This window comes from Thermodesulfobacteriota bacterium (genome assembly GCA_040754335.1).
Lineage (GTDB): Bacteria > Desulfobacterota_D > UBA1144 > Nemesobacterales > UBA2774 > 2-12-FULL-53-21.
This window is the reverse complement of the sequence record JBFMCV010000006.1, coordinates 1-12,905: the sequence shown is the minus strand read 5'-3', so window position 1 is coordinate 12,905 and position 12,905 is coordinate 1. Positions and strand designations below refer to the sequence as shown.

Sequence of the window (12,905 nt, the reverse complement as noted above, 5' to 3'; positions counted from 1 at the left end):
GAAGCGCCCGGCGAGCTTAAACAGTTCCGAATCCGGTAGAATTGGATTAATATGACTATACATACGAAATCCTGGTTGAAGGAAAGCCGCAAAGCGAGGCTTGCCACAAGATAACCCCATGAATCTCAACATTCCCATACTAATGTATCATCAGATAAGCCGTGAGCCGCATCCGAATTTCCTCGAATACACGGTCACACCGAAAGCGTTTGAAGCGCAGATGAAAGCTCTTAAGTTTCTGGGTTTTGTTCCCATCACTTTCAGCAAACTATTAGATTATAAGAACGGGTCCGCAAAACCGCCCTCGAAACCCGTCATAATCACATTTGACGACGGTTTGCAGGATGCAATAGATAATGCGGTACCGATACTTGAGAGTACCGGGTTCACCGCCGTATTTTACATCCCCACGGATTATGCAGGACGAAAAAGCAGCTGGATGATACCAGAAGTGAACGTCGAATTTCAGATCATCGACTGGGCGACGGTAACCATGCTGGACTCGATGGGATTTGAAGTCGCATCTCATAGCATGAGTCATCCGCGTTTAAGCAAAATCTCGTCAAATGACTGCTTTGGAGAACTCTCGGGGTCGCGCCGGAAGCTTGAGGAAATCCTGGGACACGAAGTCAGGCATATAGCGTACCCCTACGGCGATTACAACGAAAGCGTGAAAATATTGGCAAGTGAGGCCGGATATTATACGGCCTGCACCACCGAAGAAAGTTTCGTTGATTTGGACAACGACATGTTTGCGTTACCCAGGTTTAATATGGGCGTTGATATAAGTATGTTAAATTTTTTATGTAAGATAAATACGGCGGATTCCCCGATCGGAATAATGGCAAAACAAATGCTGGTCATGCAAAGCAAGGTGCCAGGGTCAGTTAAAAAAATTTTTAAAAGAATATTGCACAGCAAGAATATTTTACTTATATAGCATGATCAAGGTCAGTATAGTAATACCGACATATCAACGATGCGACTCTTTGAAACGCTTGTTGACCGCCCTGAATGCACAATCTTTCCCTCAACACGAATTTGAGGTAATAGTCTCCATAGATGGGTCTGAAGACGGGTCCAAGGAGATGATCGACAACTTTAAGGCCCCATATTTACTGCGCTACATATGGGAAAGGAACAGAGGAAAGGCAGCTGCGTGTAACAGCGGGATCCGTGCAGCAAGCAGCGACCTGGTGATCATATTGGATGATGACATGGAACCTTCGGCTGAATTAGTGGGCTCCCATTATGCAGCGCATCAGATCGATCCGCATGTTTGTATCGTAGGAGCCGCCCCTATCAAATTAGATCCGAACGCATCGCCGACGATCGGTCAAATTACGGATAAGTTCAATACTCATCTTGAGAAACTTTCGCGACCCGACTACAACTTGCGTATTTGGGATTTTTACGGCGGGAATTTTTCTATAAGAAAGAGCGTTATAACCGAAGTCGGCCTGTTCGATGAAAGCTATAAATCCTACGGTTACGAAGATGTAGAATTTGCATACCGGCTGCTGAACAGAGGCATAAAAATCATCTTCAACCCCTATGCCATGTGTATTCAGCATTATGATGATGACTTCAAAGGGCTCGCTTATAAAACAATTAATTCGGGAAAGAATGCCGTCCAATTAGTTAACTTGCATCCTGATACATTCAACGAGCTCAAGCTCATCGAATATAACTATACCGGATGGAAGTGGCGATCCCTCCGTCTATTCCTTATATGGACAAGCATGCTGATCCCGCCGGCAAGTAACCTCATAATCAGCATCATAAGCAAGACCGAGAGAAAAAACATCAAGGTTTTCGAGAGGCTATTTTCTTTAGCTATGGATTATTTCTTCTGGCTCGGGGTCTGGACCGCTTTAAGAAACGACAAAAACAGAAAACAATTAATCGCAAAAATCAAATCCGGCAAGAAACCCCAGATATGCCCAACACTATAGTTTATTATATCGACAGTCAAAGCTTCGGCGGCGCGGAACAGGTGTTATTCACAATTTTGAAAAAACTGGACCGGAATATTTGGCATCCGGTACTCGCGTATCACCAGAGCCCCGGCATTTCTTCCTTCATCGAAAATGCCGAAGCAATAGGAGTGCATACAATAACCGTGCCCGTTATACAAAGCTATTATGATTACAAAAATATCTTTCAATTCGGCAAGGTATTGAGAAGCATTCGACCGGCGATATTCCATGCGAACCTGAACTGGCCGCTCTCATGCAGCTACGGTATCCTTGCAGCATATTTCGCGCGGGTAAAGATCATAATTGCGACTCAGCACCTGTATTCGGAAGTCGGATGGCGCCGGGGCCGGATAGAGCAAAAACTGATTTCCTATCCTGTAAACAAATACATCGCAGTATCATACGATGTAGCAAGACAGCTAAGAGAGAGAATAGCCGTGGACAATAAAATCGAAGTCGTGCACAATGGAATCATCCTTGAGAATTACAACACCAGAGCCAACAACGTGTCCGGTGACGACGTTTACAGCTCTATCAGGAAAAACAGAGAAACTTGTCCTATCGTGCTCACAGTTGCGCGTCTGGACAAACAAAAGGGACACGTCTATCTATTACAGGCTGCGGCTGATGTCCCGGGAACGATCTTCGTATTCGTCGGAGACGGTCCCGAAAAGACAAACCTCGAGAATCAGGCATGTGAGCTGGGTTTAGAAGGCCGAGTGGTATTCCTGGGTAAGAGAAATGACATTCCGGAGTTACTGAGCGGATGCGACATATTCGTTCTGCCTTCTCTTTACGAAGGATTACCTTTATCCATCATGGAAGCTATGGCGGCCGGAAAGCCTGTGGTAGCATCCGATATCGGCGGGGTAAACGAATTGATCCGGGACAGGGAAACGGGGTACCTGGTCCCGCCGGGGGATACCCAGGCTCTGGCGCACAGTATTAACACACTCGTCTCGGACCCCGCTCTGGCCAAAAAGATGGCCCTGGCAGGAAAAACACTCGTGGAGAAGGAGTTCTCAGCCGACAGTATGGTAGCCGGCGTTACCGATATATATAAAAGACAATTGTCTTAGCCATCTCTGAGTGAACCACGGACTGAATCCGTAATTCCGGCGGAGCAGTTTTAACCTGCTTGACTGAAGCGGCGACTCGATAGCTCAAGCAAAGGCGATCGACACGAACATGCGTATCCTATTCATATCAAGATATTTTCCTGACGACCCGCGAACCAAGGTCCACGGGGTATATAAACGGATGGGAACGTTCATCGAGGCCCTCAAGGGACTGGCCGAACTGGACATGCTCTTTTACACCCCTCCAGGCTCTCATTACACGCCTGGCGAGACTTCGGAGCTGGAACGATCTTTAAGGAAGCATTGGAACGCTGAAATAAATCTTTTTCTCTGCCCAATGTCTGAGTACAAGAAAGGAACGTTGTTCGATAAAATAGTGTCTTTCGCGAAAGGTATATGCAGCATCTTCAACCAGTACGGGTATTCAGAGGTAAGCGGGAGGATGCAAGTCCTTGCCATGGAAGAATGCCTCATAAGAAAGCCCGACGCCATATTCGCTCACAGGCTTCCCTCGATGTGCCCGCTGATGCTGACTGATGCGAAGCTGCCTCCCGTTTTTTTTGATTTCGACGACATAGAGCATATAGTCCTGTCGAGATCGATTGAACAACAGAGAACCTTGAAAAGTAAGTTCCTGTACCTGCTCATACCGGCTTTGAAATCGGGAGAGAACAAAGCGGTAAAGCTGGCGACCGAGACCTACGTTTGCTCCGAAAAGGACCGCGCTTACATAGAGCGCGAGTTCGGACAGCCGAATGCGTTTATCATACCAAATACCGTAGAGATACCCGAATTAAGACCTTTCACGGCAGTACCGAATTTACTGTTCCTCGGTTCGGATTATGGAGCTAACATAGACGCAGCAGAGTTTCTGGCAGAGAAGGTATGGCCTTATATACAAGCCCGATTTCCCGGCTCGAAGCTGATAATAGCGGGAATACCGCCTGGCAAGCTGAAGAAACGCGGAGCATACGCCCCAGGCATCGAGATACCGGGTTTCGTAGACGATCTCGGCAGTCTTTATGACAGAGCCCGTGTAATCGCAACCCCCATACTCGCCGGAGGGGGAACGCGGTATAAGATAATAGAAGCCGCTTCATACGCGAAACCCGTGGTATCGACAGAGATAGGAGCCGAAGGTATCGAGTTCTCCCCGGGAAAAGAGATCCTCATACATGACAACCCGAAAATGTTCGCCGAGGCCTGCATAGAGCTGCTCGGAAACCCCTCGCTTTGCGAAAAAATAGGCACGGCAGCGAGGGCCAAAACGGCACAGCTTTACGAACGGAAAGCTGTCTTGAATCTGATAAGGGAACGAATCGTGAATAATATAAAATTATCTGCATCCTAAGCCGTCATTCCGATGTATAATTTTAAATGATGGTGAATGTGAGCGTTATTATACCGACATATAACCGTGCGAAATTACTTAATATTTCGATAAACAGCGTTCTTTCACAAACTTACAGGGACTTTGAGCTGATAGTAATAGACGACTGTTCCAAAGACACCACGTCCGCGGTGCTGGATGGTATCGCCGACAAAAGGCTGCGGGTTATAAAGAATACATCGAACAAGGGGATCGCCGCTGTCAGAAATATCGGCGTGACTCTCTCCCGGGGGAGATATATTGCCTTCTTGGACGACGATGACGAATGGCTTCCTGACAAGCTCGAGAAGCAGATCGATGTACTGGATCGAGGTACCACGAGCCTAGGGTGCGTTTACACGGGAAGCCTGGTAGTCGATTCGGCGGACGATCATGTACTGCAAACCTCGATTCCGCTATATCGGAATAACGTACTGAAAGAAATGCTGTTCCAGAATTTTATTACCACCTCTACCATCGCCCTGAAAAAAGCATGTTTTGACAAAGTCGGCCTGTTCGATGAGGGGATCCCCTACGGAGAAGACTACGATATGTGGATCCGCATCGCAGAAGAATATGAGTATGACTTTGTCAAGGAACCGCTGGCGAAATACCGCAGCCATCAGACGGCGATGACTAAAAATTACGTTACGGTCATAAACGGAGTCGAGAGAATATTGTCAAAACACCGGAAGCTGTTTGCAAGCGATAAGAGAGCCTACAGCAATCATATGCTTTTGCTAGGGGTTACTTACTGCTACCTCGGAAGAACCAAAGATGGCATTAAAACATTCGTCAGAGCGATAAGGGCCTATCAATTCGACGCGAGGCTGTATTATAACCTGGCGCTGGCGCTATTGGGAACAGAAACTTTCATAAAGCTTAAGGAAGCGAAGACCCGGTATTTTCCGCAGCGGATAAAGGCCTGAAAAAAAATATTTCCCAGATAGAGGGTTTTAAAAATACATACAGGCAAATGAGATTTCGATGCAGAGATTGAATCTAGCGAATTCAAACCTTCAATACGTTTTTATATTCTCCGGCATAATAATCGGCGCCCTAGTAGGCTATTATATAGGTCTTAACGGAGTTTCCAAGCTGCTCATTGCCGGCCTATTAGGCGGAGCTTACCTCTTATTGACCATTAACAGACCATGGATCGCAGTGTCGATCTTTTTCGCACTGGTGCCTATGGAGACCCTGTTCGTATTGCAGGGCAGCGTGACGGCCACATTGACCAAGATGGCAGGGGCATACCTTGTATTTCTCGTCATCATTACCGGATCCGTCAAGTACCTGCATGACGTATTCTCGAGCCAGAAGGTTCTGGTCATGATCCTGTTCGGAGGGGCGGCGATTCTCTCGGTCATGGTATCAGGCCAGCCGTCTTTCAGCTTATCATTGTTATTGACGCTATGGCTGTCGATCATCCTTTGTTTCGTCCTGATACTGATGATCAGGGATACGAGAACGCTTTACCTGGCGACGTGGGCGCTGCTGTTAGGAGGTTTTTTCTCGATCATCAGCCCGATATTCTTTCAATTCGGCAGGGCGACCGGCTACGATCTAATGCGTTACGGAGGGTTATGGGGAGACCAGAATGAATTCGCCGCATTACTCCTGGTCATGATTCCGCTCTCTGTTCTTAATATTATCATAACCCGGAATAGATTATATAAAATCGCCTCCATAGTAATTTCCGCAACGATAACTCTGGGTGTAATTCTCACTTATTCGAGAGGCGCGTTCCTTGCCCTCTGCGCAATGCTGATTTTGGCTATTTTCAAACTATCCACTGGAAAGAACAGGATCAAGATTCTTGCCGTTTCGATCCCGTGCATGATCTTGGCGTTCGCATTGATCTACCACTTCTTCTCGGAAGACATAATAGCCAGAATGGAAACGCTGAAAGTGCTGTCGAGCAAGGAATCGGTCGTCAAGGACGAGTCTCTTAATTTGAGATATTATTTTTATTTCGAACTTACACCGAAGATTTTCAGCGAATATCCCATATTGGGCGTGGGACTGAGACAAATCATTCTCCACAACCCCTATCGCTTTTATGCTCACAATACGTATTTTGAAGTGTTGACAGGCACCGGACTCGTGGGATTCATACCATTTATGCTCATACTGTATCTGACTTGGAAGGAAATAAAGACAGTCGAGAGATTCAAAGGGGATAACAGTTTTTATTTGCGTGCTTACGCCTCAGCCCTCGAGATTGGTTTTTTGGGATACCTCTTCACCGCACTCTTCGTCTCCCTCGATCTGAATAAGATGCTATGGCTGACGATATCGATCGCATCGGTACTGTTCAACCTATACAGAATCCAGGCTCGGGCCGAATACGGATCAGATAACGGCTTTGGGTATCGGGGTAGATATGATGACCGAAGGTCCGTATACCTGAACCGCTAGCCGCAGAATAACATTAACATTATACGGGTTCCGGGGAATATTCTGCATCATTACCGGATAGAGAGATATACTTATAGCGATCCAACAGCGGTTTGATGATGCTGTAAAAACGAATTTCACAAGAGAATATTATGATATATCTGATACTTTTTTTAATTTTTCTAATCATTGCGCCCTACCTGTTCTACCCGGGAGTTATGATCGTCCTCGGTTTTTTAATCTCTAATAAAGGGAGGTGGAACTCCGGACGGACGCCGAGCGTAACGATTATAATACCGACATTCAACGAAGAGAAAGTGATCGCCGAAAGGGTAAGGAACCTGGACACCCTGCTGTACCCGAGGGACTTGATACAGGTGATAATCGTCGATAGCGGCTCGAAGGATAAAACGTTTGAGCTGGCTAAGGAAACAGTAAGAGCTTCGAGTCTCGACCATATCGTGCTCAGACAGGAAGAGAGGAAGGGGAAGGCAAACGCGGTCAATCACGCAATACAATTCGCCAAAGGCGAGATAATTCTGGTAAGCGACGCAAACGCCCTTTTCGAGAAGGACAGCATTCAGCAAATAGTTAAGCCGTTCGCAGATAAAAAAGTTGGCGGAGCGGGAGGTAGGTTCATCACACTGGGAGCTAACCTCGTCGGGAAAGGCGAGGAATTATACTGGTCGATCGAGGGAAAGATCAGAGAAGCCGAGAGCGATATATACTCGATAACAAATTTTAGCGGAGAATTCAATTCATTCAGGAAGGATCTGGGCATCTTACTCGACGAAAAATCGCTAGCCGAGGATTTCGACCTGTCGCTCCAGATAATAGAGAAAGGCTATCGGTTGGTATACGTACCGGAAGCCGTAGTTTACGAGCCGGCCGTCGAACACTCACACGATCTGATCAAACAAAAGAAGAGAAGAGCCGTGGGAACAATACAAGTACTATTCAAACACATCGGAATGTTCGCGAATCCCAAGCTGTTTGTGTTCGACCTGCTTTTGTTCTTTCACAAGGTCCTCAGGGTTTTCACGCCGATAATCGCAATCGCCATAATCATAACTCTTTGTCTTTACTTCAACTCACTCGATTACGGCTACAAGTATGAAGCGCTCGGAATAAGTGCTGTTGTTATATTGGCGCTGATCGGAGTAATCGAGGTCGTATTCAGGAAAGGGTTTCTGCGTAAACTCTATTACTTCCTCCTTGTCCAGTATTCATATATCCTGGCCTGGATAGAGTTCATAACCGGCAGGTATAAGGTTACGTGGGATAAGACCGACAGCAGCCGAAACCTCAAGAACGTGATGGACAAAGTGAAATAAGCCTGCTCGGCCGAGTACCGGAGAGGTGTAAACTAGACATGAGAACATACGCAGCTATCCCCACACTCTTTACAAGAGAAAAGCTCAGGGATGTAATCGCGAGTCTCGAAAATCAAACCGTCAAGCCCGATAAGATCGTACTGATCACACCCAAAGGGGAGCTGCCAGAGGACTGGAGAGAGTTCCTGTCGAAGCACGTCGAGATCGAGGTGCACTACCTCGAAGACTACACTAGACAGGAGGTGCTTAATAAAAAGAAAAACAGTATGGTAGCTTCGCGGAACCATGCGCTCTCGAAGGCGAGGGAGACTATGTCGGACGAGGACCTCGTAATATTCCTCGACGATGACGGGCCACTCGACCCCAACTGGATCGAGGTCGCCAGAAAGAATCTAGGAGACAGTGAAAACGGCGGATTCACGGGCAGGATAATACACTATAGAGACAGCGGCAGGCTGAGGAAATTCGAAGAGGCCGGACTTAACGTGATAAAATATCTATTCGGGACGGACAGGGTCGGGACTATCACGGATTGCGGCTTCGTCTCTTCGAGACTTGACAGCCCGTGGAGGTGTGAAGTCATGCACCTACCCGGCATCGTTGCCTATAAACTCGGAGCCGTGAGAAGCATAGATTTCGACGAGAGTTACGGGGGCAATTGCTACAGAGAGGAAACGGATTTCTCCGTCAGGGCAGGCAGGAACCGGAAGCTTATATACGATCCGGCGACGACTGCCCACCACTTTGTCGGAATAACCAGGAGAGACAGGTTCTCGATCTACTATAAGAATTACAACCACATCTACTTCTGGAAAAAAAATTTTAAGTTCAGATTCTGTTTTTTTCTGCGCGAGGCATTGGAGGCGCTCCTGCTCCTCGGCGCATCGCTCCTTTCTTTTAAAACCGATTACCTGTACGGTATTAAAGGGAAGATCGACGGCTACCGCAAGTTTCTCTTAGCGGGAAAGTAGGCATCCACGAACCGGAATGAAAATACTGCACGTTTACACCGGAGGGGGCGAGATATACGGGGCGGAAAGGGTTATATGCAACCTTGCCTGCGAGCAGATCAAATCATCCATGAGTCTCGAGGTGGTATATTTCAAGAGGCCAGGCCGGAATTCGTTCCTCGAACTCCTTAACGACAGCCGGATACCTGTTCATGTCGTCGACTCACGGAGCAGGCTGGATACAGGCGCGTTTCTGACACTAAGGAGCATATGCCTGCGAACCTCGCCTCACATACTACATTCCCACGGCTATAAAGGCGATATATTTCTCGCGACATTGAAAAGAACACTTAAAGGGCCTGTTATCGTATCGACGAAGCACGGGTCCACTGACGCGACGTCAAGAACCAGTTTTTACGAACGCTTGGGAGACATGTCTTTGAGATATTTCGACAGAGTTGTAGCCGTTTCCGAGTATACGAAGAAAAAACTCATCGAACTGCATGTCCCCGAACGAAAAATAGAGGTAATCCACAACGGTATTGACGTTTCGTCGTTCTCGGGGGCTGAGATAGGTTCACTGAGACAGAGCTTAAACATCTCAGAGGACTCGAGGGTGGTAGGCTTTATCGGGCGCCTGGGCCCGGAAAAAGGGATAACGTACCTACTGGAGGCGGCCGACAGGATATGCCGATCGACGAGAGACGTATATTTTGTATTGATCGGCGAAGGTATATTAAAAAAAGAAACGGAGAACTTCGTCGAATCGAGAAAGCTAAGGGACCGAATCATTGTCCTCGGCTGGAGGAAAGACGCCACGGACATTCTGCTTGACATGGACATGCTGCTTCTGCCCTCGTTAACTGAGGGAACCCCTATGGTAATACTTGAAGCCATGGCGGCGGGTGTACCTGTTATAGCATCCGACGTCGGTGGCATAGGAGAGATAATCGAGGATTCGAGAACAGGGCTCCTGATAAAACCGAGAGACCCGGTAGCGATAGTCGAATCCGTAAAGGCGTTATTGGATGACGGAGGGCTTGCGGAACGCATATCGCGGAACGCGGCGAGAGAAATCGAATCGCGCTTCAGCGCACGCCGCATGTCGGAAAAGTACGAAAAAACGTACCTTAGCCTCATGAAGGCTAAGGTGTGATTACCGGCATCTCACCCTCTTTGCGACATCCGTAATGCCGGCTGGGAACGAATTCGGGTCAACTACGCGGGATTAAGTTTTGCGCGGGAATAAACTTCCTGCGTAAGCCGTGCGATACCCGACCAGTCAGGAATAGAATTTGCCAAAGCCCTTACAGCCTGCGCGGCACGTACACGAGATGAGGTATCCATAATAAAGGGATACAAGGCCGCAGCTAACGCCTGAGGGTCATCCGGCTGCACCAATGCGCCGTGAGTCCCGTCACGCAGCAGTTCATCAAACATTCCAAGTTTGGAAGCAACGATCGTCCTGCCTACGCCGATAGCCAGCGTAAGAATACCTGAAGCATCTATAACGCGATAAGGAAAAACCTGAATGTCCGCGCTTTCCAACACCGTGTTGACCTCGCCGTCAGGAACAAAACGCAGATCGAATGTAACCTGTTCCGAGATGCCCAGCGAATCCACCAAATCAAATAACGGTTCCATGGGCATACCCGGCTCTCCGACAACACGCAGACGGCAGGCATTACGCGCTTCCTGGGGCAATAAAGCGATTGCGCGGAGCAGAACGTCTACGCCTTTACGAGGCGTGATGCCGCCGAACATCAGCAGATTAACACACCCGTCTCCTCCGGTATATGGCGCTGATTCCTTCGGCTCCAACAACAACCCGTGCGGTACGATGTTGATTTTCTCGCCAGCAACGCCGTAACTTTCCAGCCTGGCACGCGCCGATACTGTGTGGACGATCAACTGATCGAATAGTTTCATAATCTCGACAGCGCCCAGATATTGCAGTCGTGTTCTGGCATTATTGTTGAAAGGTATCGAATCGTGCACGGTCAGAACTATAGGCGCGATGCACCGGAACAATGGAATGAAACGCATGTCCACCACGGCCAGAGGTGCCCATTGAAAATGAATAACGTCGGGCCGCACGCGGTGAAGAACCCACAAGAGCCGTATCATGGATTCGATATGGCTAATACCCTTTAAAACAAGAAATGCCCGTTTCGGCAATTTATGAATCGCCGGATGCGCAAGGCCCGGATAAAAATGGCGTTTCAGGAAACGCCTGTCCGTGCCTGTGAAGGGTTTCGGCAGCTCAGACCCATATATAGCGACGTCATGACCGATTGAAGCCAACCCCTGCGCCAGCCTCACATCGTAGAGCCAGGTATAAACCGAGGGATCGATAAGTGCTATTTTCATTAAGCTTTATTTATTCGCAGGTAGATATAACATGCCGTTCTTATTGGAAGCGCTGTCATATCGGTTGGTTTTTATATTATAAAATATAGCACAAATGCAGGTCGCATGAAACAATGGGTCATAACGCGCTCATGCCGCCCGAAAGTTTATACTCAATTAAACAGACAGGCACCGGCTCTAACCGGTGCCTGCTATATATTAAACAAGTATTAAACTCTCACGCAGACCTGTGATCGACTAGGGAAATACAAAAATCTTTCCTTTCTTTGGACCGAGCGTGACGCTGTTCACTATGCTTCCCGTTTGCACGTCTTTATAATTGCCCCCTAGGGAGACCGTTACGGTCTTCGTATCGTTGGGGTTTACGACTATCTTGCCGCGCTCCCAGTTGCGCTGATACGCTCCGCTCAAATAAACCATGGACTGGATAGGCTTCCCCATATCTAGGCTATTGAGTTTTTGCAGCACAACGTCGCTGTACATGGTCTGCGACCAGATCATGCCTTAACCGTTTTCCCTAGCGGCGAGGACTATCCTCCGCCAAACATCTTGCGAAACGGGCAAACCGCTGAGGTTGCACGTCCATGCCTCGAACATGGCGTATTCAACATACTACATAAGCATTGGATAGACATTCCTGTCGAAATATAGTGCCTCTAAATCATTATACACATTCGCTATGAACTTCATACCGATTGCTCCGTATCGGCCAGATACCTTAGCCTGGCGTATAAGTACCCTTCCTTCTTCCGCTTGCTTCAGTATGAAAGCAATTTGCTGCTCTGAGAACTTGCTTCGCTTCATAGAAAAATCCTCCTCTGGGATTGACAGTTTCAGGGATGAGTGTTTAAATACCTATGGTTTATGTCTCTTGACGACGCAACGGATTCAGATCCTATTCGGCGGTAGATAACACGAGCCGGAGTATTATGCGAGAATCATTTTAAAAAGTCAGAAAGCTTTACTTCACCCGGTTCAGCCTTTTAATGAGGGTCAAAAAAACCAAATATTCTCAGCATGTTGACCATAGCTCGAGGTGAGTCCCGTATCCAATAATCTATGTTATACTATGACTCTATTATAGGGGGTCAGGTCAGTATTATATATAATGCCTCAAAAAACTGGCCTAAAGTGGACGTAATCAATTCTATAAACTGTTCACCACAAATGTTTAGAGTGATGGAACCTGCAACTGACAATAGGAGAGAGTCGATTGTGCTATTCATACTGCTGGCTTTGTTAACGGTTAATTCTCTACTTAACGGAAGCGCTGCTCCTGATACTGGTACATCCTTTAATATGCCGATGACATTTGCATGTACTATGTATAGTGCATCAAAGCCGTATCCCGGTAGTTCCTCGGATGTTGCAATGATGAATACGTACAAATCCTACTGTACGATAGTCATGCAATGGTGGTACAA

13 protein-coding genes are annotated in these 12,905 nt (G+C 47.5%); 9 read left to right on the top strand and 4 right to left on the bottom strand.

All coding sequences use genetic code 11. The features are described 5' to 3' along the window. Positions 1–118 precede the first annotated feature (118 nt). The 9 genes from AB1598_12585 (at position 119) to AB1598_12545 (ending at position 10,267) form a co-directional block, all read left to right on the top strand. The gene (locus AB1598_12585) at positions 119–940 is read left to right on the top strand and encodes a polysaccharide deacetylase family protein (GenBank protein MEW6145843.1); all 822 of its coding nucleotides are present in this window, start codon (positions 119–121) and stop codon (positions 938–940) included. 1 nt (position 941) lies between these two features. Continuing rightward, a complete protein-coding gene (locus tag AB1598_12580) occupies positions 942–1,955 on the top strand; it encodes a glycosyltransferase (protein MEW6145842.1) in 1,014 nt (337 codons plus the stop codon). Continuing rightward, the gene (locus tag AB1598_12575) at positions 1,940–3,058 is read left to right on the top strand and encodes a glycosyltransferase family 4 protein (GenBank protein ID MEW6145841.1); all 1,119 of its coding nucleotides are present in this window, start codon (positions 1,940–1,942) and stop codon (positions 3,056–3,058) included. The genes AB1598_12580 and AB1598_12575 overlap by 16 nt, the downstream gene beginning before the upstream one ends. A 181-nt stretch (positions 3,059–3,239) precedes the next feature. Next, positions 3,240–4,409, top strand: a complete 1,170-nt coding sequence (locus AB1598_12570; GenBank protein ID MEW6145840.1) for a glycosyltransferase — start codon at positions 3,240–3,242, stop codon at positions 4,407–4,409. A gap of 38 nt (positions 4,410–4,447) precedes the next feature. Further along, positions 4,448–5,356: a glycosyltransferase gene (locus AB1598_12565; GenBank protein ID MEW6145839.1), complete on the top strand. Its 909-nt coding sequence runs from the start codon at positions 4,448–4,450 to the stop codon at positions 5,354–5,356. A 58-nt stretch (positions 5,357–5,414) separates the two neighbouring features. Continuing rightward, positions 5,415–6,848, top strand: coding sequence for an O-antigen ligase family protein (locus AB1598_12560; protein ID MEW6145838.1), 1,434 nt, complete (start codon positions 5,415–5,417; stop codon positions 6,846–6,848). Between the two features lie 131 nt (positions 6,849–6,979). Next, the gene (locus AB1598_12555) at positions 6,980–8,161 is read left to right on the top strand and encodes a glycosyltransferase (protein ID MEW6145837.1); all 1,182 of its coding nucleotides are present in this window, start codon (positions 6,980–6,982) and stop codon (positions 8,159–8,161) included. Positions 8,162–8,199: 38 nt separating this feature from the next. Continuing rightward, a complete protein-coding gene (locus tag AB1598_12550; GenBank protein MEW6145836.1) occupies positions 8,200–9,132 on the top strand; it encodes a glycosyltransferase in 933 nt (310 codons plus the stop codon). A gap of 16 nt (positions 9,133–9,148) precedes the next feature. Then, a complete protein-coding gene (locus tag AB1598_12545; GenBank protein ID MEW6145835.1) occupies positions 9,149–10,267 on the top strand; it encodes a glycosyltransferase family 4 protein in 1,119 nt (372 codons plus the stop codon). Positions 10,268–10,329: 62 nt separating this feature from the next. Here AB1598_12545 and AB1598_12540 read toward each other — a convergent pair whose 3' ends face one another. The 4 genes from AB1598_12540 to AB1598_12525 all read right to left on the bottom strand — a co-directional run bounded on the left by AB1598_12540 (position 10,330) and on the right by AB1598_12525 (position 12,869). Continuing rightward, complete coding sequence (locus tag AB1598_12540) at positions 10,330–11,481, bottom strand: glycosyltransferase (GenBank protein ID MEW6145834.1); 1,152 nt, start codon at positions 11,479–11,481, stop codon at positions 10,330–10,332. Positions 11,482–11,718: 237 nt separating this feature from the next. Next, positions 11,719–11,982: a hypothetical protein gene (locus tag AB1598_12535; GenBank protein MEW6145833.1), complete on the bottom strand. Its 264-nt coding sequence runs from the start codon at positions 11,980–11,982 to the stop codon at positions 11,719–11,721. A gap of 111 nt (positions 11,983–12,093) precedes the next feature. Further along, a complete protein-coding gene (locus tag AB1598_12530; GenBank protein ID MEW6145832.1) occupies positions 12,094–12,285 on the bottom strand; it encodes a hypothetical protein in 192 nt (63 codons plus the stop codon). Between the two features lie 284 nt (positions 12,286–12,569). Beyond that, complete coding sequence (locus tag AB1598_12525) at positions 12,570–12,869, bottom strand: hypothetical protein (protein MEW6145831.1); 300 nt, start codon at positions 12,867–12,869, stop codon at positions 12,570–12,572. Between the last annotated feature and the right edge of the window lie 36 nt (positions 12,870–12,905).

What these genes read in the sequence shown, in the direction of transcription:
- AB1598_12585 (MEW6145843.1), top strand. Translation starts at nt 119, where the DNA reads ATGAATCTCAACATTCCCATACTAATGTATCATCAGATAAGCCGTGAG.
- AB1598_12580 (MEW6145842.1), top strand. Translation starts at nt 942, where the DNA reads ATGATCAAGGTCAGTATAGTAATACCGACATATCAACGATGCGACTCT.
- AB1598_12575 (MEW6145841.1), top strand. Translation starts at nt 1,940, where the DNA reads ATGCCCAACACTATAGTTTATTATATCGACAGTCAAAGCTTCGGCGGC.
- AB1598_12570 (MEW6145840.1), top strand. Translation starts at nt 3,240, where the DNA reads ATGGGAACGTTCATCGAGGCCCTCAAGGGACTGGCCGAACTGGACATG.
- AB1598_12560 (MEW6145838.1), top strand. Translation starts at nt 5,415, where the DNA reads ATGCAGAGATTGAATCTAGCGAATTCAAACCTTCAATACGTTTTTATA.
- AB1598_12555 (MEW6145837.1), top strand. Translation starts at nt 6,980, where the DNA reads ATGATATATCTGATACTTTTTTTAATTTTTCTAATCATTGCGCCCTAC.
- AB1598_12550 (MEW6145836.1), top strand. Translation starts at nt 8,200, where the DNA reads ATGAGAACATACGCAGCTATCCCCACACTCTTTACAAGAGAAAAGCTC.
- AB1598_12545 (MEW6145835.1), top strand. Translation starts at nt 9,149, where the DNA reads ATGAAAATACTGCACGTTTACACCGGAGGGGGCGAGATATACGGGGCG.
- AB1598_12540 (MEW6145834.1), bottom strand. Translation starts at nt 11,481, where the DNA reads ATGAAAATAGCACTTATCGATCCCTCGGTTTATACCTGGCTCTACGAT.
- AB1598_12535 (MEW6145833.1), bottom strand. Translation starts at nt 11,982, where the DNA reads ATGATCTGGTCGCAGACCATGTACAGCGACGTTGTGCTGCAAAAACTC.
- AB1598_12530 (MEW6145832.1), bottom strand. Translation starts at nt 12,285, where the DNA reads ATGAAGCGAAGCAAGTTCTCAGAGCAGCAAATTGCTTTCATACTGAAG.